General features: G+C 35.8%; 28 protein-coding genes. 20 read left to right on the top strand and 8 right to left on the bottom strand.

Annotation, left to right across the window (positions count from 1 at the left end):
• From CBM24_RS21645 to CBM24_RS21635, 3 genes are all read right to left on the bottom strand, one after another.
• Positions 1 to 1,314 (bottom strand): M56 family metallopeptidase, encoded by a 1,314-nt coding sequence (locus CBM24_RS21645; RefSeq protein ID WP_088162693.1) that lies wholly within the window; start codon positions 1,312 to 1,314, stop codon positions 1 to 3.
• Positions 1,315 to 1,320: 6 nt separating this feature from the next.
• The gene (locus CBM24_RS21640) at positions 1,321 to 1,716 is read right to left on the bottom strand and encodes a BlaI/MecI/CopY family transcriptional regulator (protein WP_088162692.1); all 396 of its coding nucleotides are present in this window, start codon (positions 1,714 to 1,716) and stop codon (positions 1,321 to 1,323) included.
• A gap of 890 nt (positions 1,717 to 2,606) precedes the next feature.
• On the bottom strand, positions 2,607 to 2,867 hold the full coding sequence (locus CBM24_RS21635) for a hypothetical protein (protein WP_088162691.1): 261 nt from the start codon (positions 2,865 to 2,867) through the stop codon (positions 2,607 to 2,609).
• Between the two features lie 175 nt (positions 2,868 to 3,042).
• Between CBM24_RS21635 and CBM24_RS21630 the strand changes: the two genes are divergently transcribed.
• The 4 genes from CBM24_RS21630 to CBM24_RS21615 all read left to right on the top strand — a co-directional run bounded on the left by CBM24_RS21630 (position 3,043) and on the right by CBM24_RS21615 (position 5,793).
• Positions 3,043 to 3,663 carry a hypothetical protein gene (locus tag CBM24_RS21630; RefSeq protein WP_088162690.1) on the top strand — a complete coding sequence of 207 codons (621 nt, stop codon included), beginning with the start codon at positions 3,043 to 3,045 and terminating at the stop codon, positions 3,661 to 3,663.
• 645 nt (positions 3,664 to 4,308) lie between these two features.
• Positions 4,309 to 4,773 carry an antirestriction protein ArdA gene (locus tag CBM24_RS21625; RefSeq protein WP_088162689.1) on the top strand — a complete coding sequence of 155 codons (465 nt, stop codon included), beginning with the start codon at positions 4,309 to 4,311 and terminating at the stop codon, positions 4,771 to 4,773.
• Positions 4,774 to 4,900: 127 nt separating this feature from the next.
• On the top strand, positions 4,901 to 5,317 hold the full coding sequence (locus CBM24_RS21620) for a hypothetical protein (protein ID WP_088162688.1): 417 nt from the start codon (positions 4,901 to 4,903) through the stop codon (positions 5,315 to 5,317).
• 38 nt (positions 5,318 to 5,355) lie between these two features.
• Positions 5,356 to 5,793 carry a hypothetical protein gene (locus CBM24_RS21615; RefSeq protein ID WP_088162687.1) on the top strand — a complete coding sequence of 146 codons (438 nt, stop codon included), beginning with the start codon at positions 5,356 to 5,358 and terminating at the stop codon, positions 5,791 to 5,793.
• Positions 5,794 to 5,950: 157 nt separating this feature from the next.
• Here the strand turns inward: CBM24_RS21615 and CBM24_RS21610 are convergent, their stop codons facing one another.
• The gene (locus CBM24_RS21610) at positions 5,951 to 6,289 is read right to left on the bottom strand and encodes a multiprotein-bridging factor 1 family protein (RefSeq protein WP_088162686.1); all 339 of its coding nucleotides are present in this window, start codon (positions 6,287 to 6,289) and stop codon (positions 5,951 to 5,953) included.
• A 6-nt stretch (positions 6,290 to 6,295) separates the two neighbouring features.
• Complete coding sequence (locus CBM24_RS21605) at positions 6,296 to 6,688, bottom strand: helix-turn-helix domain-containing protein (protein ID WP_088162685.1); 393 nt, start codon at positions 6,686 to 6,688, stop codon at positions 6,296 to 6,298.
• A gap of 673 nt (positions 6,689 to 7,361) precedes the next feature.
• Here CBM24_RS21605 and CBM24_RS21600 point away from each other — a divergent pair.
• Genes CBM24_RS21600 through CBM24_RS21585 form a run of 4 tightly spaced genes read left to right on the top strand, consistent with a single transcriptional unit; the run spans position 7,362 to position 12,898 of the window.
• Positions 7,362 to 7,724, top strand: coding sequence for a hypothetical protein (locus CBM24_RS21600; protein ID WP_157698568.1), 363 nt, complete (start codon positions 7,362 to 7,364; stop codon positions 7,722 to 7,724).
• Between the two features lie 4 nt (positions 7,725 to 7,728).
• Positions 7,729 to 8,370, top strand: coding sequence for a TlpA family protein disulfide reductase (locus CBM24_RS21595; protein ID WP_088162683.1), 642 nt, complete (start codon positions 7,729 to 7,731; stop codon positions 8,368 to 8,370).
• Positions 8,357 to 11,527 carry a SusC/RagA family TonB-linked outer membrane protein gene (locus tag CBM24_RS21590; protein WP_088162682.1) on the top strand — a complete coding sequence of 1,057 codons (3,171 nt, stop codon included), beginning with the start codon at positions 8,357 to 8,359 and terminating at the stop codon, positions 11,525 to 11,527. The genes CBM24_RS21595 and CBM24_RS21590 overlap by 14 nt, the downstream gene beginning before the upstream one ends.
• Before the next feature lie 18 nt (positions 11,528 to 11,545).
• Positions 11,546 to 12,898, top strand: a complete 1,353-nt coding sequence (locus CBM24_RS21585) for a RagB/SusD family nutrient uptake outer membrane protein (RefSeq protein ID WP_088162681.1) — start codon at positions 11,546 to 11,548, stop codon at positions 12,896 to 12,898.
• Between the two features lies 1 nt (position 12,899).
• Here CBM24_RS21585 and CBM24_RS21580 read toward each other — a convergent pair whose 3' ends face one another.
• Positions 12,900 to 13,247 carry a hypothetical protein gene (locus CBM24_RS21580; RefSeq protein WP_088162680.1) on the bottom strand — a complete coding sequence of 116 codons (348 nt, stop codon included), beginning with the start codon at positions 13,245 to 13,247 and terminating at the stop codon, positions 12,900 to 12,902.
• A 127-nt stretch (positions 13,248 to 13,374) separates the two neighbouring features.
• Positions 13,375 to 14,364: a helix-turn-helix transcriptional regulator gene (locus CBM24_RS21575; protein WP_088162679.1), complete on the bottom strand. Its 990-nt coding sequence runs from the start codon at positions 14,362 to 14,364 to the stop codon at positions 13,375 to 13,377.
• 165 nt (positions 14,365 to 14,529) lie between these two features.
• Between CBM24_RS21575 and CBM24_RS21570 the strand changes: the two genes are divergently transcribed.
• From CBM24_RS21570 to CBM24_RS21550, 5 genes are all read left to right on the top strand, one after another.
• Positions 14,530 to 14,826, top strand: a complete 297-nt coding sequence (locus tag CBM24_RS21570) for a hypothetical protein (RefSeq protein WP_088162678.1) — start codon at positions 14,530 to 14,532, stop codon at positions 14,824 to 14,826.
• Positions 14,827 to 14,879: 53 nt separating this feature from the next.
• Positions 14,880 to 15,854 (top strand): hypothetical protein, encoded by a 975-nt coding sequence (locus CBM24_RS21565; RefSeq protein WP_088162677.1) that lies wholly within the window; start codon positions 14,880 to 14,882, stop codon positions 15,852 to 15,854.
• A 289-nt stretch (positions 15,855 to 16,143) separates the two neighbouring features.
• The gene (locus CBM24_RS21560; RefSeq protein ID WP_157698567.1) at positions 16,144 to 17,037 is read left to right on the top strand and encodes a hypothetical protein; all 894 of its coding nucleotides are present in this window, start codon (positions 16,144 to 16,146) and stop codon (positions 17,035 to 17,037) included.
• Complete coding sequence (locus CBM24_RS21555) at positions 17,000 to 17,845, top strand: LytR/AlgR family response regulator transcription factor (RefSeq protein ID WP_088162675.1); 846 nt, start codon at positions 17,000 to 17,002, stop codon at positions 17,843 to 17,845. Before CBM24_RS21560 ends, CBM24_RS21555 begins: the two co-directional genes overlap by 38 nt.
• A 41-nt stretch (positions 17,846 to 17,886) precedes the next feature.
• Entirely contained in the window at positions 17,887 to 19,074 is a 1,188-nt protein-coding gene (locus CBM24_RS21550; protein ID WP_157698566.1) for a hypothetical protein, read from the top strand.
• Here CBM24_RS21550 and CBM24_RS21545 read toward each other — a convergent pair.
• Positions 19,069 to 19,287, bottom strand: coding sequence for a hypothetical protein (locus CBM24_RS21545; RefSeq protein WP_088162673.1), 219 nt, complete (start codon positions 19,285 to 19,287; stop codon positions 19,069 to 19,071). The two genes, CBM24_RS21550 and CBM24_RS21545, sit on opposite strands and share 6 nt — an antisense overlap.
• 284 nt (positions 19,288 to 19,571) lie before the next feature.
• On the opposite strand from CBM24_RS21545, the gene CBM24_RS21540 reads away from it, so the two are divergent.
• The 7 genes from CBM24_RS21540 to CBM24_RS21510 all read left to right on the top strand — a co-directional run bounded on the left by CBM24_RS21540 (position 19,572) and on the right by CBM24_RS21510 (position 25,192).
• Entirely contained in the window at positions 19,572 to 19,844 is a 273-nt protein-coding gene (locus tag CBM24_RS21540; protein ID WP_157698565.1) for a hypothetical protein, read from the top strand.
• A 249-nt stretch (positions 19,845 to 20,093) separates the two neighbouring features.
• A complete protein-coding gene (locus tag CBM24_RS21535; protein ID WP_088162671.1) occupies positions 20,094 to 20,369 on the top strand; it encodes a hypothetical protein in 276 nt (91 codons plus the stop codon).
• Positions 20,370 to 20,383: 14 nt separating this feature from the next.
• Positions 20,384 to 21,247, top strand: coding sequence for a hypothetical protein (locus CBM24_RS21530; RefSeq protein WP_088162670.1), 864 nt, complete (start codon positions 20,384 to 20,386; stop codon positions 21,245 to 21,247).
• Positions 21,248 to 21,260: 13 nt separating this feature from the next.
• A complete protein-coding gene (locus tag CBM24_RS21525; protein ID WP_157698564.1) occupies positions 21,261 to 22,196 on the top strand; it encodes a toprim domain-containing protein in 936 nt (311 codons plus the stop codon).
• Between the two features lie 759 nt (positions 22,197 to 22,955).
• The gene (locus tag CBM24_RS21520) at positions 22,956 to 23,366 is read left to right on the top strand and encodes a plasmid mobilization protein (RefSeq protein WP_088162668.1); all 411 of its coding nucleotides are present in this window, start codon (positions 22,956 to 22,958) and stop codon (positions 23,364 to 23,366) included.
• Positions 23,363 to 24,535 (top strand): relaxase/mobilization nuclease domain-containing protein, encoded by a 1,173-nt coding sequence (locus CBM24_RS21515; RefSeq protein ID WP_088162667.1) that lies wholly within the window; start codon positions 23,363 to 23,365, stop codon positions 24,533 to 24,535. Before CBM24_RS21520 ends, CBM24_RS21515 begins: the two co-directional genes overlap by 4 nt.
• 30 nt (positions 24,536 to 24,565) lie before the next feature.
• Positions 24,566 to 25,192 (top strand): ParA family protein, encoded by a 627-nt coding sequence (locus tag CBM24_RS21510; protein ID WP_088162666.1) that lies wholly within the window; start codon positions 24,566 to 24,568, stop codon positions 25,190 to 25,192.
• The last annotated feature ends 1 nt before the right edge of the window (position 25,193 follow it).

Here is a 25,193-nt window from a genome sequence, read left to right as displayed (position 1 = left end):
TTAATCGATGATTTTAATTGTATACGTGTAATTTAACCTGCTTTGACTTTCGGTAACATAGTGATGTAGAACTTCTTTATGCAAACTATTGCTTTGTTTTTTTCCATTTAGGTATAATGCATAATTTGTTATTTTTAAAGAAAACGAATGAGGGTTAAATTTTACGTTATTTACTTTTAATAATGATATGACTTTATCTTTTTGGACTCTGGGAAGGTTTTTGGTGGCAGGAGTAGTTTTATAAAAACTAAATAAATCAGAATAAAACTTTTTAGATAAACTTTTAGAAAACACTAATAGAACTGATATACTAATAATAAATAGCAGATTGGTCAACAATGCTTTTTTTTCGATACCATTAATAGTTCCATTCTTTTGATCCACTATCGATTCAACTCTTTTCAATAACATGTTTTTTTCTCCGCTTGAGAAGCTGAATGATAGACGGTTTGGAGAGTATTCTTCACACACTAGCAAAGCTTCGATGTAAGTTGTTTTTGCAGAAATAGTTAACGCAATCTTATCACAACAAAGTTCTCTCTCGAATTTAATACGTGAAGAGATCCACTTGAGAATGGGGTTGAAGAAAAAAACAATTTCAACTATTCTTTGTAACAAGTTAAATAAGTAGTCTTTTCTTCTTATGTGTGCCAATTCATGTGCAAGTATAGCGGTAATAAGATCCTCTTTTATATTAACCGACATTCCAAAGGGAATGAGTATTATTGGCGAAAAAAATCCCACTACAATAGGAGATTTTACCTTTCTGGATTCGTAAATACGTATTTTTTTTGAAATGGCTAACTGGATTGTGGTATTGTCCAAAACCGTTTTTATTTCATTGCTAACGGGAGAAAGATTTCTAGTGCTAAGAACATATATTTGTCTGAATTCCAATACGAGTAATATTAATTGGATTAAAATGATAGAAAGCCATATCGTGAGAATTATATTTTCGTGTTCAGAAATATGGAAATCTATAAACGTAACTATAGTATCATAGTATTTGTCAGGCAGGCTATTAATATTGTTGGTTGAAACTTTATCTACAGAAATGGAGTGCCGGGTATCGAACGAATTGATAGATATAGAGTCTTTTAACAAAAAGAAACCTGAAACGTATAGAGAACACAAAAGGATTAGCGCAGTAGAAAAAATCCAATACCTAATCTTTGAGGACATGGTTTTACCAAAAAAAAGTATAAGCCCTAAAATAGCCACAGTGATGGATGTATACCAAAATGTATTTAGGAATGTTTTATATAGCTCCCCAGAAAATGGTATCAAAATATTAAAGATTGAATAATGATTCATACTCAACTACTTCTTCATTTTATCTAATATATTTTTTATTTTATTTAAATCGTTTTGTGAAGCTTTTTCATTACCGAGTATTTGCAAGATTAAAGAACTAGCTGACCCCCCAAATAGATTTCCTATAAATCTGTCGATTAAAAGGCTTTTCGTTTCATATTCTTCAATTGCAGAATCGTAAATATGCTTCATATTACTTTCGTCCCTTTTAAGTAGTTTTTTTTCATACATGATTTGCATTAGCTTAAGAGTAGAACTATAATTAACAAATCTTCGTTTATTTATAAAAGTATTTACTTGTCGAACGGTGGAGGGTCCCATCTCCCATATAGCCTGAAGAATTTCTAATTCAGCTTTAGTGGGATCAATAACAATGCCTATTTCTGGTTCTTTCTTTTTCATAGCTGAAATTACTTATTTTTTTTCGAGATTTCAATAGTAGTGTTTCAAATAGAATAGTGTATATGACTTTTTCTTTAATTTAATTTATTATCGTTGAAAGAAAAATTGTGATAAAGTATTTTGATAATAGATTTGAATTTTTAAAATTAAAATCCATTAAACTATCTTCAATGTTTAGCCTTACTTTATTTATGGGCTTATAATTTATGTAAAAATTTTTGTTATTTTTTTATTTGTTAATTTTTTTTTAAAAAATTTTGTATATTTAATTCACTTGTTTATGTGATTTTTTGAATTAAAAAAGAAACAATTTTTATTTAAATTAACGCAAGTTTATCTTGACTTAAGGCATATTAATAGTGATTTAAACCGGCTGTTGTGAAATACCCGGTTTTTTTTGCATTATGATAAATTGAAATACCTATCGATAGTATTGGTTTTATATTGAGCAGATTGAAAAGTCCATTTGGAACATTCTCGACTGGACTTTTCAATAGTCATTCCCTTCTAGGCTCTGTTTTTCTGAATGTAATTGATCGAATAAATCACCTTTTTGGTATGGGTCGATCATTGTTTCGTCGAAAATATTTGGGAATATATTTTAATAAAGTAAAAACATACAACGAAATTGAACCTTATAATTTAAAAGGAAAATACAGGAATTTTAATAATACTTTTCGCAGCATAATCTTTTTTTTATTCCTGTTCACTAAAGATATACCATTCTGGTCGTAAAATTATTGCAAAGTACTTACGTGGCGAAGAACTTGACAAGAAGCTTCAGGAAATATTTGGAAAATAAATACCAGCCCTGGTATTATGCATATAGTTAGTTAGAATAGGCCGTATCTCAAATGCGGCCTTTCTTTTTGAATCAGCAGGTTTTTCTATTAAATCCTGTATCTTAAAGATATCGCTCGCCAAATATCATTTGCAAACTCTTGGTCTACCTCAGAATTTTCAAACAACCAAATTCCATCTTTCTTAATTAATTTCTGTTCCATTCCGTCCAATAATATATCAATTTCTGTTTGGTCCGTTTTTATCTCTCGTTTTAATAATTTAAGTTGATAATCTTGTCCCTTGAAAGTAATTCTAAAAGCCTGTCCCTTAAACGGGTCATAGCGCCAAGTCTCAATTGTGTCTTCCATATATATTAATCGCAATCAAAATAGAAAAAGAATCTTAAATAATCAATTTTAAGTTTTCTGTTATTTCTGAAGTTTCTATTTTATGTTTTTTTAGTAATGATTTGTCGCTAAAAGTTGTTTATTTGTTTAATAAAGTATATATTTAATGAGATAATTAAATCTAAACCGATTCAAAATGAAAACAAATAAGACTCTAAAGATTGTTATTGCAGCATTAGTATTGTATATTTTTAACTCTTGTTCCCAATCTAAAGGGGATCAATATATTGGCTTCTGGATTGAGGACGGAAAAGAGCATTCTGAGGTTCTGGAAATAAAAAAAGAGGGTGATAAATTATATTTGAATAGTAAGGATATCGAGGCTCCTGCCACTTACAACAAAGAAGATAAAACACTTAAGACCCAAATCACAAATGGAGTTGCTTCTGTCGATATTTTGATGAACCTTTTGGATGATCCTGATAAAATGAAAATGAGTATTGCAAACAAAGGCGCCGAGTTTTCAAGAGTTTCTAAAGAAAAAGCTGAAGAATATAGAAAAGCATATGAGCTTTATTATGATCCCGAATTTTTTGTAGGCGAATGGAAAAGTGAGGTCGAAAAAGAAAAACCTTTAAAGATCATCAAAGAGGGGGATTCATACTTCTATATTGACGGTTTTCTCGGTAAAAGGAAGTTAGCCTACGACAATAAGAAGCACTTGCTTATAGGTAACATAGGTATGACTACAATTACAATCAAAAGGAGCGGAGAAAAAGAAATTACTGCTTACGGTAAAAAATATCAAAAAATTTGATAGCAAATTTCAAGTTTTTGCACTGTACCTATGGGCAAAAACTTGATTAATCCTTATTTTCATTTAGTTCGGACAATAGCTCTGTCTTGAGTACTTATTAACATTAGATATAGTCCATTTTCTCTCCCTAGAACTGGATATGTGAACAAATCGATTGTCTCACTGTGTTGAGATTGAAGGGTTTTTATAATGTTATTTTACTTGTCTAATCAGAAAATAACAACAGCGGCTTTAGCGCTTAAATCTTCCAAAGAAGTGTCTTTTATTTTCTTTTCCAATGCAATTCTCATTTGCTTCCACTTATCCTGTCAAGATCCAGTATGCCCTTTTTGATTCGTTTCAAGAACGAAGGTAAGGCGTGTTACGGATTCTAAAGGTCATTGCGAGTTTTGAAAAAATAATCTCCAGCCCTTTGGGTAGTATTTTTTTTCCAAAAACCTTTTATCCTCCTAGACACTAACCTTCTTCTGTTCCTGAAAACGAAGCAAAAGCATACTCCGGCTCTTTAGACGAATAAAAAAAATGTCAGCTATGGGAATTAAAACGGATTGGAAACAGAACAAAAAAGAAAACGAAAACAAGCACCTCCTCTCATTGCCGAATAAATCAAAAAATCCATTCACGAACCATTAAAACATTAAAGACATGACACATCAATTAAATATCTCAGAAGCTAGGGTTTATGTTGGAACATTCCATAAGTACAATACTGGATCACTATATGGTAGATGGCTTGAATTATCTCACTATTCAGACATAGAAGAATTTTACGATGCCTGTAAGGAACTCCATGCAGACGAGGAAGATACAGAATACATGTACCAGGATTACGAAAATATTCCAGAAGAGCTAATTAGTGAATATGGTATTAGCGCAAACATTTTTGAAGTCCTTGAAGCAATAGAAGGAATGGATGAAAATCATAAAGAACCATTCTTTGTGTGGTGCAATAATCGCAGTAGAAACTTGGCTAGGGAAGGAATTTATGACCTCATATCCAATTTTGAAGAAGACTATCAAGGCGATTACGATGATGAAGAGGATTTTGCAAGGGATATCATTGAAGAGCTGTATGATCTACCCTCAATTGCCAAACAATATTTTGACTAAGAAGCATTCGCAAGGGATCTGTTCATGACTGATTACTGGTTTGAAGATATGGCTTTGTCTTCTGTGAATCATAAAAAATTTTTCGACCAGGCGATCTGACCTTGGGTCGCCTATAAAATTCAAACAGATGAAAACAATAATTAACAAGAATAATAAAGGAGTACTGACATTTAGAAAATTCGATGAAAATGTATTGCTGAATTTCAGCTTCGATATCGACCAACTATTCAAAATTATCCTATATGATGCAGACTTCGAACGGTTCGAGATATTCGACAAAAACAAAAAATTACTGCTGACAACAAATCAATTTGAAGAGGAGCCAAATGTATTTATTATACAACCCGTCAAAGTAGAACGTGACGAAGAAATTAAGTGGACAAATTTCGATGCGTACCGCACACCTATGTACCTCTATGGTAAAAAGGTCGAGTGGAAGGTTAACAACAGGATATTTAAGACAAAAAAATCAGCGACAGTCTTTGCTGAATTTACGAATACCAATATTGCGGAGATTATCGAAAAATTCATTCATCGAGGCTAGCGGAAAGAACTAAAAATAAATTTATAAATCAGAAAATCATGAATAATCAAAATTTTTCAATAGAAAGTGTTCTATTTGGTATTGAAAATATCAAAGGACCAATTGAATTGGTTCAATTTGCAAACCGCTTAGCGTCACATGAGGGTATTAGGTCATTTAATAGAATGGCTGTCGTAAAATTCTCTAATATCAAAATAAATAAGGCTCTTCCAAATGCCGTTCCAACAGATGAGACTTTGATAATAGCGAATGAGATAGGCCCGTACTTGGATATTTATTTGTGTATCAGAAGTGGAAAAAGTTGCTGTAGAATCGCTACGGCACATTTCCCAGATGATGAATTTTATATACATGACGAGTATCGGCATACTATACTTTTAGACAAACTCAGCGATGAGGAAATCAAATGTCTATTTAATATGGTTTGTGACGACCCTTCTGTCATTCAGCCAAAACCTATTATTACAGAGTATTAAACTATTTTAAAAGGAGAATTATTTCTTTTTTAATCTCCTTTTTCAATAAAAGAAAAGGCCCCTGCACTTTCGCGCAGAGACCAGATTCTCAAATCTTTATATTTTCTACTAAACTTGAAAAGTTAATTGACAATTTTTCAGGCTTAATGTTATATCTCTATGAACTTTTATTGTCCTTAATAATCTCGATTAGCTCTTTCACAAGATCTTTAAGGCCGATATCGCCGGAATAAGTGCCAATATAGCAATTTACACTATTATTATAGTTACCTGATCCTGTATTTATATATATAGGTTGTTTATTTGATGTTAAAAAAGCTGGTAATGGGATATTGTAAACTTGGGAGAGCTTAGAGGCTTGTTCATAGGTGGGAACTTTCTTTCCGGAAGCGATGTCTCTAAATTCATCTATATTAATATCCGCTAAGGTAGCTACTTCATCGTCACTCCAACCCCTTTTCTTGTTTTCATTCTCAATAATTACTGCTGCTAGCATGATTCGTTATTTTTGATTATTTAATATTCTTTCAAGCAAGTTAGTGAATTTCTCACGTTCTTTCCTAGATTGCTCTATCTCATCTTTTAACAACTGGAAGATTTCCTTATTTAGTTCTCCATTACTATTGTCATATTTTTCAATATTACTTTGAATACTGTTATGATAGTTCCCCTGACCGTTGTTATAATATACTGCGCTTGATTCAGAAGCATAAAAATATTCAGGATCAATTTCATAGAGCTTAGCTAACTGTTTAGCTCTTTCAACCGTCAATCTTATTTGTTCAGCTTCTAATTTATAATAAGTGGATTGGCTAATCCCAAGTTCTGTTGCAATATATTCTTGACTAAAACCTTGATCTTCTCTTAATTTTCTCAATTTACTTCCAATATTCATAACAATCAATATTAATGGTAATAATTATGAATAATTATATTCATAATTGTAATTGTAAATATACTATAAAATGCTCAATTTTACATGATTTATGTGTGTAAATGTGAAATGATTAATTTATTTATAAAAGTGTTAATGTAATAAATTGGAATAGATTATTAAAAATAATAATCTTAATTTTGAGAACTTCATTGTCTAAACGACAGAGTTTTCATTCAAGACTCTCGTTCATGAAAACCGGCTAAATTTTCAAATGGATACGAGATGATAGGATGAGTGCACTGTTCCGACCATATTTATGGCTCCGGGACTGTGTTCCTATCAGCTGCACGTATCCAAGGTCCTTAGCCGGTACCCCATGAACATGCAGACGGGCACAGTCCGCGGAGCCAATTTTTTCGCTAATGCGAATCTAAATATGGTATGATTAGAAAACAATTATTTAAGAATATTATAAGATCTCCTGAATAATCTTTCCGAGTAGCTGGCAATGTCTGGCTTAAATAGCTATTGGGTGCAAATTGCCAATAATTGACACCTTGTGAATTCCACTTTAACGCCCTCTAGCTTTCCAATTAATATATTTTCTTAAATGCAGATTTGGTTCAAAAAGTAACTGATTCATTCAGAATGGAATAGCTATGCCCCAAACTTGCGGTTAATTATCTGAGAAATGATGCCTAATTATAACAGTTTGATCCAATTTGACTTGGAACTCTATGAGATTTACCGAACAGGATATAACCCTGTCGAGAATGTGAAAAATTTTTGGGAGCAGTATTCCTTAAGTACAGTTTACGAATATATTGTAGCATTACAGACATACGTTAGCAATGAGGAAAAAGTAAATCTACAACTGTCTGAATTTTCTGTACATCTGCTCCGGGTGTTGATAGCATATCTTATGATCCATATATCTGAAATGGATTTGAGAAAAGTCTCAATTTCAGTAGATCCAAATAAGGAAGAGTTGGAGATATTTAAAAAGATCTATGATTTCTTCCAACGTGTAACCCCTTCTAATCCCAATCCCTAGAATTATGAAAAAAATAAATCTACATTCCAATAGTAGCCTACTGCTACATATCCAAATGCTTAAGACCACAGTACTTGTGATCCTATATACTTTAGTTTCTATGTTTAGTTTATCAGCTCAGACGCCCCGCAAGGATAGCGGGGCAGATGGGCTCATTACAGGTGAACCATTACTTGTTGGTCAAAAATTACCCGAAGAATTTTGGAAAAGAGAATACCTAGTCTACAACAATGGAGATACAACGAGGCAGACTCTCGAAGGCTACCGGGGAAAATTGTTGGTATTGGATTTTTGGGCGACATGGTGCGCTATCTGCCTCGGACAGATGAAAGATAAAGACGAATTGTTCAACCGTTTTCCATATCACGCAAAACTTATTTATGTCAACCCAACACAGACAAAAGATAAGTACTCCAATATTGTAAAGATCCAAGATAAACTTGCAGAGCGTTCGCTGACAGGAAATTTCCAGTCGATCATACAAGAGGAATACCTTCAACAGCTGTTCCCTAATTATATCTATCCACGATATGTGTGGATCGGCCCTAAGGGGGATCTAATCGCACTGACACTGGCCCTTAGTGTAACAGATGGACATATCAAAGACATGTTGAACTTAATTAATCCAAAAGATGGAAAGAAATAAAGTAATCTGGCTTTTTCTGATGCTTTTGCTTGCTGTAACAGCAAAAGCTCAGCTTAGTGGTACCGTCTTGGATCAGGAGACTGGACTGCCCATACGGGATGTAAACATTATTATAAAAAGTAAAGCTAAGGCAAAAACGGATAACCAGGGGCAGTTTTTCATTGCCGAAAAGATAATTGGCCAACAGGTGACTTTTCGGCATATCGCTTATAAGGATACGAGCATTTCCCTCCAAGCGGATAGACAGCTTGCTGAGTTGACAGTCATGCTTACCCTCAAGCATGGAATGATCGGCGAAGTAGTTGTCAATACAGGCTATCAGAGTGTGCCGAAAGATCGTTTGACCGGTTCCTTTTCCAGCGTGAGCAAACAGCAGCTTGAACAGCAGATCGGACGCGGTATCACGGCAATGTTGCCTTCGGTAGCCAATGGTGTGATGCTGGACAATAACAGTACCTCTGCAAATCGATTAATGGTTCGGAGTTTAAGCACCATCAAAGCAGAAAAGAACCCGTTGATTGTCGTAGACAACTTTCCTTATGAAGGTAATCTCGATGACATCAATCCATTGGATATTGACAATGTCACTGTACTGAAAGATGCTGCTGCATCTGCGATATGGGGTGTGCGTGCCGGAAATGGTGTGATCGTAGTGACTACAAAAAAAGGACAGTTCAATCAACGCCAAAGCTTCCGCTTTTCTACGGCCATTAAAACTGGAGCACCACCAGACTTGGCCAGATTGGATATAATGTCTTCTTCGGATTTTATTGGGATGGAAGAGTTCCTGTTCAATAAAGGCTATTACAATAGTCGGATCACCAGTAGTGCCATGCTGCCATTGAGTCCGATCGTGGAAGCATTGGAACGATTGAAAAATCATAAAATCACCCAAGAAGAATATGATGATTTGAAAAATAGACTATCGAGGTTAGACCTGCGCGATGAATATAGAAAGCATTTCTATAGCAATTCGCTGTACCAGCAATATCACTTGCAGGGAAATGGCGGTAACAGTGTACTGGCGTGGGTATCCTCGCTGGGGTATGACAAAGATCTAGGTGCCACAAATAGTAAAAGTGAAAGACTTACCTACAAGCTCAATAATACATTGAAGATCCGCAAAGATATTTTGCTTTCAACTGATATCAATCTTATCCATTTCAAGGCTTCGACGGGCATGCCCGCCTATGGTGATGTTAAGATGTCGACTTATGAGCTGTATCCTTACGCTACTTTTGCAGATGATCATGGTGTTCCACTGCGCATCGCACAGCGGAACAATGACTACGTGGATCAGATGACCAAAGAAGGCTATGTGCTTGATTGGAACTATTATCCCTTAACAGATTACCGTCATTTGGACAATAGTAGCCATCAGTGGATATTAAACTGGAATACGGGACTAAAATATGATGTGTCTAACTCCTTGAGCATTGATCTCAAATATAACTTGATGCTTGATCGTACGGACGCTAAAAACCTACGTAACCCGGATAGTTATTTCAGCCGTAATCTGGTTAACTCTTTTACTGAAATTGATCGCGTGAAGGGCACCGCGACATTCAATGTCCCTAAGGGAGGCGTTCTCGATCAGTCCGTAGCACGGCAGACTGCCCACAATGCCAGACTGCAGATGAATTTTAACCGTACAATAGATGTGCATGGTTTTTCAGGGCTCTTGGGTTTTGAGGGACGGATTAAAAAAGGGACAGGTGAATCTTCACGTTTCTATGGCTACAATCCGGCCACACTTGCGGTGGCAAACGTGGATTATATCGGACGTTACCCGGATCTGGTCACCGGTGCACTCAACAATATTCCCAATGGTCAATCCTTGACACAGACAGAAGTGCGCTATCTTTCGGTCTTTGCCAATGCAGTTTATTCTTATAAAAACAAGATAAATCTCTCAGGAAGTGTACGGCGTGATGCGACTAATCTATTTGGTCTCCGTACCAATGACAAATGGAATCTCCTTTGGTCTGTCGGGGGGAGCTGGAAAGCTTTGGAAAATAAAGACTGGGTGGATAGACTAACGATGCGCGCTACCTATGGTTTCAGTGGGAATGTTGATCCATCCATGGCTTCGGTGAATACCATTCAGTATTTAGGAACCAATGTGCTGAATAATTTTCCGATTGCCACATTTGCCTCTTATGCCAATCCAGAATTGAAGTGGGAAAGTATAGCGACATTAAATCTGGGGACTGACCTCATATTATGGAAAGATAGGCTCAATATGACCTTTGACTGGTACTCAAAACAAGGAAATGATCTCTATGGATTGGATGAAATCGATCCTACCGCGGGCATAGGGGCTACCGTGGTGCGCAACTCGGCAAAAATGAAAGCTTCTGGTCTGGATATAGCAATAGCAGTAAAAGCTTTAGAGAATAAAGACTGGGGAATACGCTTTCAGATAAATCTGAGCAAAAGCGCCGACAAGGTGCAAAAGTATTACCTGAATAACGCCCTTGGTCGCAATTTCGTTAATGAACGAACGATCGCGGGTATTGTAGGAAAACCTATTTATTCTCTATTCTCTTATCCTTGGAAAGGGTTGGATACGGATGGAAATCCCATCGGGTATGTCGAAGGAGTAGAATCCAAAGATTATAGACAGATTTATAATAATACCAAGCTGGAAGACATGGTCTATGAAGGACCGACATTACCGCGATGGTATGGAGCTGCGGGGAGCAGCATTCGATTCAGAAAACTGACCCTAGACTTTCGTTTGCTCTATAAATTTGGACATTACATCCGTTCACGGAGTATAGACTATAATGCCCTTTTTGCACAGAATATAACGCATGCAGATTATGCGTTGCGATGGAAAGAAGCTGGCGACGAAAACAACACTACTGTACCTGCGATGATTTATCCACTGAATAGCAACCGGGAAAACTATTATCGCAATGCTTCTGTATTGATCGAGCCAGCATCGCATATTCGATTACAATATATTAATCTGCAATATAAGTTAGAGCAGATTCTGGGAGGTAAGATAGATGCAACTTTGATTTTGAACGCCGATAATGTTGGCCTGTTGTGGAAAGCCACTAAAAAGAATTTTGATCCTGAATATGAAAATCGCTTCAACGCGATCAGTCCTTCGAGACAATGGTCGTTTGGTTGTCGCATCAATTTTTAATTGCTAAATGAACTTATCATGAAAAATACAATTAGTTTAATTTTCATTTTTGCCCTATTGTTGTTTAGCTTTTCGGGCTGCACATCTTTTCTGGATGTAAAATCGGATAGCAAACTAGCCGTCCCGACGTCATTGGAAGATTTTCGGGCACTCCTGAATAGTGTCGATAACAGATTGGCTGTTCCTGAGGGAGAAGTGATGTCGGCAGACCAATATCTCCCTGATGATGAATATGACGCCTTGTTTTGTCAAACGGATCGTGATCTTTATCGCTGGGAAGATAGTCCCATGATCCAGCAATGTGATGGTAGTGGCGGTTGGGCTTTGGGATATGGAAGTATATATAAAGCGAACGTTGTCATACATGGTGTAGAGGATTTTGAAAAGGCAAACGGAGTAAGTACTCTTTCGGCTGATGTCAAAGGGCAAGGGTATTTCAATAGAGCGATCAATCTTTACGAACTTGCGCAGGTGTGGTGCACGGGATTTGATCCCCAACAAGCGGAAAACACCCTAGGGCTCCCGCTTAAAGTTACCGATGATTTTAATGAAAAGACCATCCGGTCATCTTTAAAGGCGACTTTTGATCTTATTGTCGACGATCTACAAAAAGCTGCGGCGCTTTTGCCGGATCAACAGAACAATATTTATTGGGCTAGTAAGGTAGCCGCATGGGCTTATCTCGCCCGCGTATATCTTTATATGCACGATTATGAGCAGGCGCAAGCCTATGCCCAAAAGTGTATCAATTCAAATTTTAAACTGTTGAATTATCATAATGTCGATGGTGGAAAGGCATTTCCTTTTAAGGTCGACGGCAATCCAGAGGTGATCTATCCCCGTTTTCTTTCAACGGATTATTATTCCATAAGCATCAAAGTGAGTCGTATGGATAATCTTCTTTATCAAAGTTTTCCGGAAGATGATCTAAGAAAAACTTTGTTTTTCAATCAAAATGATAATGGACTTTTCTTCCGAGGAGATTATGGCGGTGGCTCGGGAGGCTCATTTTGCGGCCCTACGGTTGCTGAAATGTATCTGATTCATGGGGAATGTGATGCCCGAATCGGAAAGACAAACGAGGCTAGTAATACTTTGCGGAAGTTTTTAAGTTATCGACTTAGCAAAGAGAATTCTGTTTTTGAAACTCAGGTACTGGATCAGATTTTACAGGAGCGTAGAAAAGAACTGCTGCGGCGAGGTATTCGATTTGGAGATGTGAAGCGCCTCAATAAACTAGGGGCAGATATCTCATTAAAAAGAACCATTCGGGGCAATACATACATTTTACCGCCGAATGATTCTCATGCGAACATTTTGATTCCGCAAAAAGTGATTGAACAATCGGGAATCGTTCAAAACCCGCGGTGAGTTACTCGCTTCTTCGTGTTGGAGTTGCACTTTGTACCCCAGAGAGATCACCTAGATCATCGAGATGTTGCTCGATACTTTTGTCCGAAGGAACGTCTAGACTACATGGGATTTTGGTCGGTTGTCCACAGGTAAAATTTGAATTTTGTGATGGACTCCAATTCGCGGGGTCCATTACATTTGATTCTAAATTTGTAGATGGACCATTGTAATAATACGTCGTAGACGCTTTTACGGTTGAGGGTAGATCCTTTTTCATCACTACACTTGCCGCATACGTACCGATTGCGAGCAGTGCCAAGATTAAAGTGAAGAGTGACGCCTTCACTGCGAATTTATGTTTCATCATAACTTAAGAGTTTTGATTATAATGCTAAATTACAGTAATATGAACTAGACCGTTAGGCAGAAAGGGAAGTGCAGGAAGGTATAAAAGTAGATTTAATATTTACGCCTATTAAATCCGTATCAAACATTTAATCATTGCTAAGATTTGTTTTTTGAAACTGCTTAAAGTTTAAGGAAGTTAACCCCGTTTGGTTTTTAATAAAAGCATTCATTTCGGTTGTACTACTAAAACCACATTCTTCTGCCGTGGCCAACAGTTTGTCGTTACCGACAATTATAGTCGCGATATGGTCTAATAAAACCTGATGACGGTAACTGATAAATTTACATCCGTAGTGTTTTTTATGCTCGTCATTGAGATGATGCCTAGTTACTAAAAGTACCTCGGCAATATCAGATAATTTAACCTTAGCCCCCTGATGAAGAATCATAAGTTGTAATAAATTACGAGCTCGGTCTATCAGTATTTCATGCCCATCATCACGTAACTTAAATCGACTGAGTTGAATTAAAAAGATCATATGCTTTAAGATCAAATGCTCATTATCTAGTATATTGGGGTTGATTCTGCTAAATAGCAATTTTAATTGACGTTTAGTGATTTCACCTACACGAAAAGTGACACTATTAATCGACCGTTTTGACTGCGCTTTTTTAGCGATTATCAAATCTTGCAAAAAGCTAAAGTGTCTATTGGCAGGTGGCCGAAATAGTCCTGCATCTAAAATAAAGCCGACCATAATATGATGCCCTTTAGGTATTTTTAACTTATACTCTCCCTTAGAGAGATAAAGATAAGCACCTCGTCCTTCCACAAAATCCATCACGAACTCTTGAGACCTATGGATTTGCCGTAGTGGGGAATTGCTCAATAAAGGATAGACTAGATGTAAATCACCCATAGAGGTGTACACGGGTATATTTTCTTCTTGATCCATCCAAAATTCATAATAATAGAGATAGCCATACCGACCATCAAAAGTAAGCTCACTAATGCTATTGAATTTGGTTGTCCAATGCCGTTCATTCGCATTACGAATAGGATGGCTAACAGATTGTCTTGGCTGATCAACAGCTTGGTATTCTTGTGGCAAGGCGAAATAAAAACTTCTTTCCATAAACTGATCTCTTTTAATGATTGAATAGGTTTAATGGTTTGGTTAACTGTTGTTTACTGATTAAAATGTCATTATAGTAAAATTTTAAAGAGTAGCCAAAAATAAATGTGTATAGGATTTGGTACCCTGTAAAAGGGTTTTTAGATACTGTGAATTTTTAAGTATATGGAAATTTTTGATTCGCAGGTCCACAGAACCCATGTGTTCAAAAATGAATCTTTTGTCTTGTTTTTCTACCAAATTAGCCTTGTGATCACAACGCTTTCATGGCCTGAAAGCAAAGTGACCAAACTGGGCAAGTTTGGTGCTGAGCGAAAACCAAAGATGATAAAGATAATGGAACAGCTTTTTAATGAAATGCAACAATTAGCTGATCAAGCACTTTATACATTTTCCAATTTGGAAACAATAAAGTTTATGATCGAATCTGCAGAAGAAAAATGTAGTCTATACTACTTATAAAATCTAATCGGTGATCCGGACACCTTTTTTTTAGCAATTTAAACAGATAGAACATGAATTTCATTAACCAAAATATTAGTCAAAACTCTGCGTCAACACATAACAAGCTATCTTTTAGTTCTCAAAGTTGGATTAGAGGGCTAAAATGCGCTTCTCTTTTTTATCAATGGGAGCTTGTTAAAAACTACGAATCGGTTTTCAAATTATTAAAAATGTACCAGCATTGGTCTAGTCAGGAACGTCATCAGGTTAATGAATTGTTGTTAAAACGTCTTATTGATATTTGGCCATTTACTGATAGAACCATTCGAATATGGAGCTGTATGCATATAGGACCATATGGAATGATTGCTAGGGTCCTAATTGTGCTTGGATTCAAAGTAGCTGTGTTGCTTCGCTCAGACGTCTATGAAGAGCAAGTAGCTATATATAGAAAACAATTTAAACTTTCATTTGGAAAGGATGCTACAGAAAGTGAATTATTATTTATAAGATCGGACGTAGGAAATCCTCTATTACGGTTAAAGGACGCCATCTGCAAGGGGTTTCAAATTGTTATATTTATCGACGGTCAGCTTAGTAAAAATGAGCATGGAAAAGGATGGGGTAAAGTAAATCTTTATAATTCAGATATAAATCTAAGAGAAGGTATTATAGGATTGAGTTATTGGACTCAAATTCCGATCACAAGTTTGTTTTTAACAATTGTCGGTGAAGAAATCAAATTGCGATATGTTCAAGATATCGCAGTGAAAGAGAAATTAGATTATCATAGTGTGCTTGAAAATATTTTTGAACCTATCTATCTCCTCAAAATTGAAGAGCTTATTCAATGGGAATTTTTGCCAATTATATTTGATCATACTACTATAAAACAAGGATATAAAAATATCGGATCTAGTTTATGGTTACCCTTATATATGGAAAATAAAGAAATGCTTTTTGATATTACGACTGGTCGCTCAGTGTGGGTTGCACAAAATGAATTTAAGATCATATCTGGTAAGTTTAGGGAGTTTTTTAAGTAATTAACTCGCTTTTATAAGAGATAAGTATTATTTTCTTTAAACTGTAAAATATTTTTTTTACTAATTTTATAGTTGTTGAAATTAATATTTGTTCTACATACCTAAACTTATAATGATAAAACAAATTCTTCTTAAACCATTATCAAGACGTGTTCATTTCGCATTTTGGACAATTTATTTCATTTGGATCTCCGCAGTAAATATTTACAAATATGGTTGGGGGCATACGTATGTTTTATTTGTTTTGTGTCCGATAATGTTATCAATCAGTTATTTAAACAGAGGGTGGTTGCGTCAGCTACTATTTAGAAAAATTGAAGTTCTACAAGTAAGTAAATTGCTAAGTTATTTTTTAGTCACTGCTTTTTGTCTTTATCTGGCATTATATGAGTTCCCAACAGAGCTCAGTAGAAAGGTTTTAAAAAATCCTCAATTTTTCAAGCTTGCAGATTTTGCTATAGATATCATAACGTTTTATTTAACCTTTGCGCTAAAAGGTGGCTTAATATTGATCATGGAAATTTTATATAATGTTACGGTTAGCATATTCATTTATTTAGGACTGGTTCGTTCAAATTTTAGGGAAGCCACAAAAGTACAGGTCTTTCGTAATTGGATTACACATTTCATGGGTAATTTGACACAGAGTTTTGCGCGATCCGTTAGAAAGGATCCGTCAAACTTTACACATGTAGATTCTTTGCTTAAAATCGAAGGTTATGCTTTGCGACAGTTGAATTTTCGGAATGATATCTTGGGAAATTTGCAAGATGAAATAAAATATCTAAGGTTGCTGATGGTTTTATATGATGAAAAAAATATAAAACTACAATTAGATATTGAGAATATTAACAGACGTATAATTCCGATGATGTTAGTGAGCTTATATAAAAATATGGTAAAGCATGGAGATTTTAGCCATTGTAATATACTAGCCATTATTTCAGTGTCAACCTTTGACGATAAACTTAAAATTAAATGTAAAAATAAAATTTCGGAAAAGTCTGCATGGATTTATGGCGAAGGGGGTACGGGATTGAAGCAGCTTCAAACGTTGCTACGTCTTGAATATGGTAAGGACTTTACTTTGGTGGAAAAAATAAACGAAGGAATGTATTATCTAAATATTGAGATTGATTTTAATTATGAAAACGATAAAGAGGGTTTTAAAGCAGGAGAATAGGCGTAAAAAAATAAGAGTTGGAATTTTGGATGATGATCCTGAGATGGTAGAAGAACTGAAAGAATGTGTTGATCTTACAGTCAATTTTGAATGCGTATTTTCATCGACTAATCCAAAAGAGACATTATTGGCACTAAGAACGCTCAAACTCGACGTGTTGTTTTTGGATATAGAAATGCCGGTAATCGGAGGCTTGGATATTTTACCTCAGCTTGAGGATCTAAAGGTGTGTAATCCTGGAATTGCTAATTTGCAGGTTGTAGTATGCAGTACCAATGAGGCTGTAGGTGATAAAATGTTCCTCTATGGTGTAACTGATTACTTTTTGAAACCTTTTGAAAGGGATCGTTATTGGAAAGCTATTAAAAACGTGAAAACGAAACTTATGGGAGTAGGATTAAATGATCTTGATGAAAAAAACAATTGTTTTTTTTACGGCAGACGTGGAAAAGAAAGGCGACGGTTAGAATATGACGATATACTTTGTATTGAAGCTAAAAATGAGCAGAGTTGGATATGGTTAGATGACAAAACCTTTATTGAGGTTAATGAAGCTTTTGGCGATATTCTTACACGATTACCAAAATCAAAGTTTGCGCAAATTCATCGCAGTTTCGCTGTCTCTCTTGACCAAGTAACTGGCGTTACATCAACACATGTGTATTTGTCTGAAGTTGAACTTAATAGAGGGGAAAAAGGTAAGTACAAATATTTTGATAAATGGATCGAAGACAATATTATAACGGGCATACTAAATAAATCTGGGGAAATACGACTGAAAGCCAGAAATCATCACGATAGTGATTGAGAAATATATAATTGATTGAGACTTTTTTTAAGCGGGTTGTTTTGAACAAGACAGGGTATTCTAATTGGTCCACAAGTAAATGGTTGTACAAAATTGAGGAGGTATTTTGTACAACGCAAATTTCAAATCATTTAAGTATAACATTGACAGAGTTTTTAGGGTTTCTAAAAGCTAATATGATTTATTTTCTTTCGAGCTTTACAGAAATAATGGGGGCTTCCGCTAAAAAAGCGAAGATAGCCCTTTCACAGTTAATTTTAACCGCTAATAAGATATATGAAAACCTTAAGAATATTAAGAAAACCAATTTCCCTATAGAAAGATATAGCTATGTAAGAAAGATTTATATCGAAATGCTGTCAATTATAGATTCATTATTAAATGACTGTGAGCGCTTAAATGAAAAATTGCTTAGAGATCTACCCTTAACTAAATACTCTTCTTTTGTAGGAAAGGATCTGTTTAAAAAAGACCTTGTATTATTGAAATCCAAAATACATAACTCATGTATCAATCATGATCTTTCCAAACTTGTTTTAGGAACACTTCGCAATGTAATAGAAAAGAAGGAAATTAAGAGAGGGGAGATCAATTATTTAATGTTGATTTTACAGGAACTTTTAAATATCGAGAATCTTGATACACAAAAGATTGAAAATTTGCTGATTCAATATGACTTTAATTCCCCCAAGTTTTTCAATTACTGTGCTAAAAATTGCCTTTCTCAAACAGCAGAAAATGTTAGCCTACATACCCAAATGGAGGTACTTATTTCGTTGGAAGACAGATTGAATATTATACCGCAAAAGCGCTTCCTAAGGCTTACGGTGGAAGATGAATCTATTAGACAACAGTTAAAAAGTTTTTACAAAGAAAAAAAGGAAAGCCTGAAGGAAAGAATGGAATTGCGGAGAAATGAAATATTAGATTCAAAGTTGTGGCAGGATAATGAAAAAGCTTTAATAAATCTTTCAGTTCCACAAATGGGACTTATTATAAGATTATTTATGGAACAGGGGATTATTCCACGTGAGGATGTCGGAAAGACTTTTAGTTATTATGCTAAACATTTCAGGACTCCTCACGCTAGTTTTATTTCTGCCGAAAGCCTACAAAAAAAGTCGACAGACGTAGAATTTGCAACGGCGAAAAAAATGAAAAGTCAGTTAATCGGTATGGTGAACTGGTTGAACGAGCATTATAATACTTCCAACTACAAAGATTCATAATTTCCTTTTTTCAAATTCATCCAATAAACCTGCTCTTTCCAATAGCAAAAGAAGATCAGCATACCATATGTAATTGAAGTTCTTGTCTTTTCGTAATTCTGGTAGATTAACATTCATGATATCTTCTAAGGTATTCATACCTAAAATATTTGATCGGTCGAGAAAATCCTGTTCAATATTTAGAGAAGATAGGTCAATTTTTGGCGTATTCATAGTTCTAAATTAAAGCAAAATTAGCCATTGCTAACTAATATTGATATCCATCATAAATATAAAAAATCTATGTATATAGCTATTCATTATTGATTAAATTTCCTCATTCTCATATTTTTCATATGAATATCTAAGTAATGAAATTTATGAAAATATGCATTTAATGCCACTCAAGCATTTTTTTTGAAAGGGGGTGAAAGGGTTCTTTTCACCCCCTTTCACTGTTTATGCTTACCTCATTTTTCTTGCTTTGCAACCAATGGGACAATAAACCCATGGGAATTATGAAAACAAGGGAACTGTTTTTTTTAATGAGGCAAGCAACAGAGGAAGGTGTATCTAGAGCATTATTAATTACTGGCTCTGTGCCTAAATCAATCAACAAATCTCAAGCTTATAGGCAGTACGGCCGTAGCAACATTGATAGATGGATCCTTGAAGGTATCCTAGTCCCCTTAACGCATCAATCTTCTCAAATATTATTTGACCCAGAAGAATTGGAATCTATTTCTGATTCAAGCAACCGCATTACCTATCTGCAAGTGGCAGAAAGATAACTCAGCTTGCCGTGAGGCAGCAATTCTTGTTCTTTGACATTTGGGGATGAAGCATTATCCTGATAAAAAAGGAAATTATGTGAAGAGAGATTTTTTTCATTTGGAAAAAGTCTGTCGATAGCACATAGGCAGGCAATAGCCCGATCTGTACAGATTGACGTGAGTAGTCCCGATCATTTAAAACATTAAATTTTGATTGGATAAATACTTTATGTATTAACAATTTTTATTACACTATTCATTACCTAAATGAATATCATCCTTACATCTTATCAATTACAGAAACTACTATCTGATGCTTCGGAACTTGGCGCTCTCAAAGCATTAGCAAAAGTTGGGACGATTAAACCATACCTGAAAAAATCAGAAGCTTTTCGGCGTTTTGGACGCAATAACGTAGAACAATGGATCAGTCAGGGATTGATTACTCCTCGTAAAGATGGAAATCACTCAGCGGCCTGGCGAATAGACAGAATCGAAATAGAAATCATCTACAAGGCTAAATCCGCGATGAGTTTCTTTTAAAATATAAACGTTTTATGACAACAAATAGAATACTATTTGATGAATCATCTTCAAAGGAAGAATTTATCTCCATCAAATCATTATTGAACCATCTGGGATTTAAACCAAGTGTTTCAAATGAGAAGGAGAGTTTCTACTCAAATATTTTTACTTCCAATAATTTAAAACCAAACAGTTTTAGGTTAGACCATGCATTAGATGTATGGTTTGATAAATCAATAGGAAAGGGGGGAGGTATTATTGATTTTGCTAGATATTATTGGCCTAATCTCAACCTCGATGGAGTACGAGAAAAATTAAATTCGTTTTCAGCTAGCAAGGAATATCATTTCTTATTCCCAATAAATGATAAGAAAAAGAGGAAAAGAAAGCCGATTAAATTGCCTTATTACCAGGTGGCAGGTATACGGAAGCTTGGTCTTACTAATGAAGTGTCCACATTTCTTCAGGATGCCGGATTATGGGAAATTGCAGATTCAAATTTGGTCGAAGTTCATTATTATGTTAAGGACGAAAAAGGTAAACGCAGAGATTTTTGCGCAGCGGGGTGGCCAAATGAAAATGGAGGCTGGGAAGTATACGCCAAAAATTTCAAGTCATGTATAGGACATAAGGGAATGACATTTTTTGAAGCTTCCACGCGAAATATTGCCATCTTTCAGGAGTTTACCGACTACCTAAAACATAGAGATCAATTGTATTCACTTTACTCTTCGATTTTAGTACTTAACTCTTCTCAATTTGTTTCTGCCGCCATTAAAAGGGCTAGCAAATATGACAACGTTAAATTTTATTTTGATGGGAAACGGGAAGGTTATAAAGAGACGAAAAAAGAGGTACAAGGCAGCTTGCCTAATTGTATTTTTCTTCCGCTTTAAATCAATCTTTTTAATGACAAATTATATCGACCGAAAAAGTGTCGAAGGGTTGTCCATTGTGGATTTTCTCGGACGGTTGGGATACTTCCCTGTCAAAAAATCTGGCAGGGAATTTTTTTACCATAGTATGCTTCGGGAAACCGGTAAAAACACACCATCTCTAACGGTATGGGACGAAGGAGGGAAATGGATGGATCATGGTGGTGCCAACCATTCTGGAATTCATGGTGGCGGGATTGTCCAGCTTGCGATGGCTTTTTGGCCGAAACATTCTTATTTTGAAGTTTTACAAAAGATCCAATATACTTTTGACAAATTTGAAAAGGTCGAAATTCCAGTTTTTGAATCCAATAAGGTTTTCGATATGGGGGCAGACAATATCCTGGAATTTTCACACAGTCAGAAATTGGGTAGAAATTATGTTCTTACCAGGTACCTGCAGGAACGGGGAGTAGATTCTGTAGCCAACGGACTCTTATGGGAAGTTTATTACAATAATAAACTCTATTCCGATCCTACGAAGTTATTTTATGCGATAGGGTGGAAAAATGAAAAAGACAACTGGGAAATTTCTAGTCCAAAGGGATTTAAAGCTTGTATCGGAAATAAAGATATTTCAATTATACAGGGCCAGGTGGATCATCTTTCCGTATTTGAAGGTTTTTTTGATTATTTAAGCTGGCTGAGATTAGCTAAAACTGAGTTTTCACCTACGGTTATCGTACTTAACTCGGTTTCTTTAGTCAAACGTGCTATGGAGCGTATGTGTGAATTCAATAAGATAGATCTTTATCTGGATAATGATGAAGTTGGGAAACAATGTACTTCAACGATAAAAGACTATTACCCTTACGCGAATGACCGAGCAAATGTTTATTCCGGTTATAAGGATTACAACGAAATGTTAATGGACTCATTGAAGAATATACATATCCATAAAAATAGATAACTATCGGTATTTATAAATATTCAGATTTCTATTTATCCAATTATCTAGATGTCTATCTATACAGCTATACCGTATTCAGTTTAAATAACTATGTGGACATATCAATATAGGATAATCTATTCCATTAGATAAATTAATAGATGGATATATTGGAATAGATTATATTTATTACTCGATATGTATATGGCGATATATACAAATAGCTGGATTTTTCCTTATCTGGCTATTCATAAATGGATCTATGTATACGACAGAAATCGGATTATAGTATAACGGAATTTCACGAGTAATAGGGGGCTGCCAAGTTCGGCACTTATTCCGATCATATTTCTAAAACCCTAATTAAAATTTGATCCGCTTAATCCTCTGAAAGGCTTTCGCCTTCGACAAGCCAGCTACATCTTTTCTTGTTTTGTATTGGGCAAGTTGTGTCTTTGTACGTACAGATTGCGCTTTGCTGATCTTGTACCAACAAAAACGAACTTGCCCTGAAACTTATCAGCCTTTTAGGTTGACAAGTATCAGGGAAGGAAAAATGTCGCAACTCCATTTTTCTACTTTCTAAATCTTTGCCCCTTGTTCTGGTGCATTTTTCCTAAATCTAATCCTAAAACTATGTTAAAAAAACACCGCAGCCTATTCACGGGAATAGGTGGCTTTGATCTGGCTGCTTCCTGGATGGGATGGGAAAACTCGATATTCTCACCGGAGGGTTTTCATGCCAGCCGTTTAGCCAGTGGTACCTAAAACAATCGATATATGGGAAGAAACAAATCTTTCAGAACTAAAAGTCTAAAAAATAATAGGGTATGCCGGTTTGAACTGCGCCTGACGGAAAACGAGAAGGCACAGTTCCTAGCCCTTGAAAAATCGCTTGGTATAAACCGGTCAGAAATTGTAAGGAATAGGGTTTTATCTCATCCATCCAGGACATTGGTCGATTCTAAAACCATACTCCAGATGCTCGATACGCTGGGATCGGAGCTGGGAAGATCTGGAAATAATATCAACCAGCTCGCCCGGCACATTAATATATTGAAGCTGCAGGGTAAACTGGAACCCGGCGAGCTATCCCGATTCCCATCCCTCATAGCGGATTATATTAAATATCAGCGGCAGATTGAACAGGAATTCAGAAATCTAATGCGTTTAATCAAAGGGCAGCGATGATTGTTAAAATATTATCCTCCGCTAAAAATTTTGGCGGTGTCCGCTATAATACGGACAAGATCCAGCAGGATAAAGGTGAACTGGTAAAAGCAACTAATTTCGGTGCGCTTGGAGCCATGTCCAACTTGCGTCCATCTGATTATATCAACTATTTGGAACTACAGACCAGTGCGAGCAAAAAAATAAAGAACCCACAATTTCATGTCGCTATTTCATGTAAAGGCCGTAGCCATAGTAAAGAAGAATTAACAGAAATTGCGGAGAAGTGGTTAAAAGGAATGGGATATGAAAAACAGCCCTATTTGCTGATATTTCACAAGGATACTAAAAATAATCATATACACATCGTCTCAACACGTGTCGGCAGGGACGGGAAAAAAATCAGCGATAGCTATGAGAAACTTCGTTCCTATGAAGTCCTTAACCGGGTGATGGGAAACGACGAAAAAATAGAAGCTTCGAAATCCATACAAAAGGCTCTCAAATACTGCTTTTCCACGCGGGCACAGTTTATGATGATTTTGGAAAATCGGGGCTACAGTATTACGCTTGACGCTGGAAAGTACCAGATTTCCAAATTTGGTAAAAATCTTGGTGAAGTATCCCTTGATGTCATTGACAATAAAATTGGGTTGTTTCAGAAAGACCTTGATAGATTATCTCAGATCCGTGCAATTTTTCACCGCTATAAATTAGATCATGATCCGACAGTGAGAACTTTGTATCAGGAAAATCCCGGTGGGGAAAGTACTATTGCAGTTGGTTACAGGTCTGATCTGGCAGAACTGTTTAAATCAAAATTCGGCATTCAGTTCCTTTTTCATGGAAAACCCGGAAAACCTCCTTATGGTTATACGATAATTGACCATGCGGGCAAGAGCATTTATAAAGGTGGTGACTTGATGCCACTTTCAGAATTTATCTCTGCAAATAATAGTGATAAAACATTAAAACCTATTAGATCCGAAGATTCTCCGCAAGCTGAGTTTAAATCGCAAGCTCATAAATCATTTAGCGTTGAAAATTCAATTGTCCTAAATGGCATACCGGAAAATGACAGTTTTATGTTACCTGATTTCCAGATCGACATTCGGGATGACATTGATGATGAGGCCATTCATGGTAGAAATCGAAGACGTAAAAGAAAATCCCGTACCAATACACGTTAGCAAAAACATTATTGACCAAACTCGAACATTATGCTTGTACTTATTGGAAACCAGAAAGGAGGCTGCGGTAAAAGTACGCTTGTACTACTGCTCGCCAATTTTTTGGCAATAGAGAAACGTCAGACCCTGACCATTCTTGATATGGATTATCAACAGTCACTCTTTGCAAAATCGCAAAAAGCTAAAATACTGGAAAATGATCCTTTTTATGAAATTGTTCCCGCTGCACTTGAAGATTTCCCATTAATGAAGAAGAGACTGCTAAAATCTCCAAAGGACATTATTTTAATTGACCTTCCTGGGAAAATGGATGATGACGGACTTCTTCCGGTCTTTACTTCCGCCGATCTTATTCTATGCCCATTTGCGTATGACGAATTTTCAGTTGATTCAACAGTGCTCTTTTCAATGGTTGTCAAAAAGCTGAACAGACGGGCAAAGGTTCTTTTTATCCCCAACAGGGTCAAGACAAATGTAAAATACGAAACCAAGGATCAGGTTCAGAAGGTCCTGCAGAATTTTGGAACAGTCCTTTCGGAGATTTCGGACAGGATAGATTTTCAAAGGGTCTCAACAGTACATACCCCCGAGATGATCCGTCCAGTATCTTATCCGGTGCTTTCCCATATATATGACCATTTTCTTAAAAGTGATTGAT

The sequence above is a fragment of the Sphingobacterium sp. G1-14 genome, assembly GCF_002196555.1.
GTDB lineage: Bacteria > Bacteroidota > Bacteroidia > Sphingobacteriales > Sphingobacteriaceae > Sphingobacterium > Sphingobacterium siyangense.
Note: the sequence above shows the minus strand (reverse complement) of the source record. Positions and strands in the feature narration are given on the sequence as shown.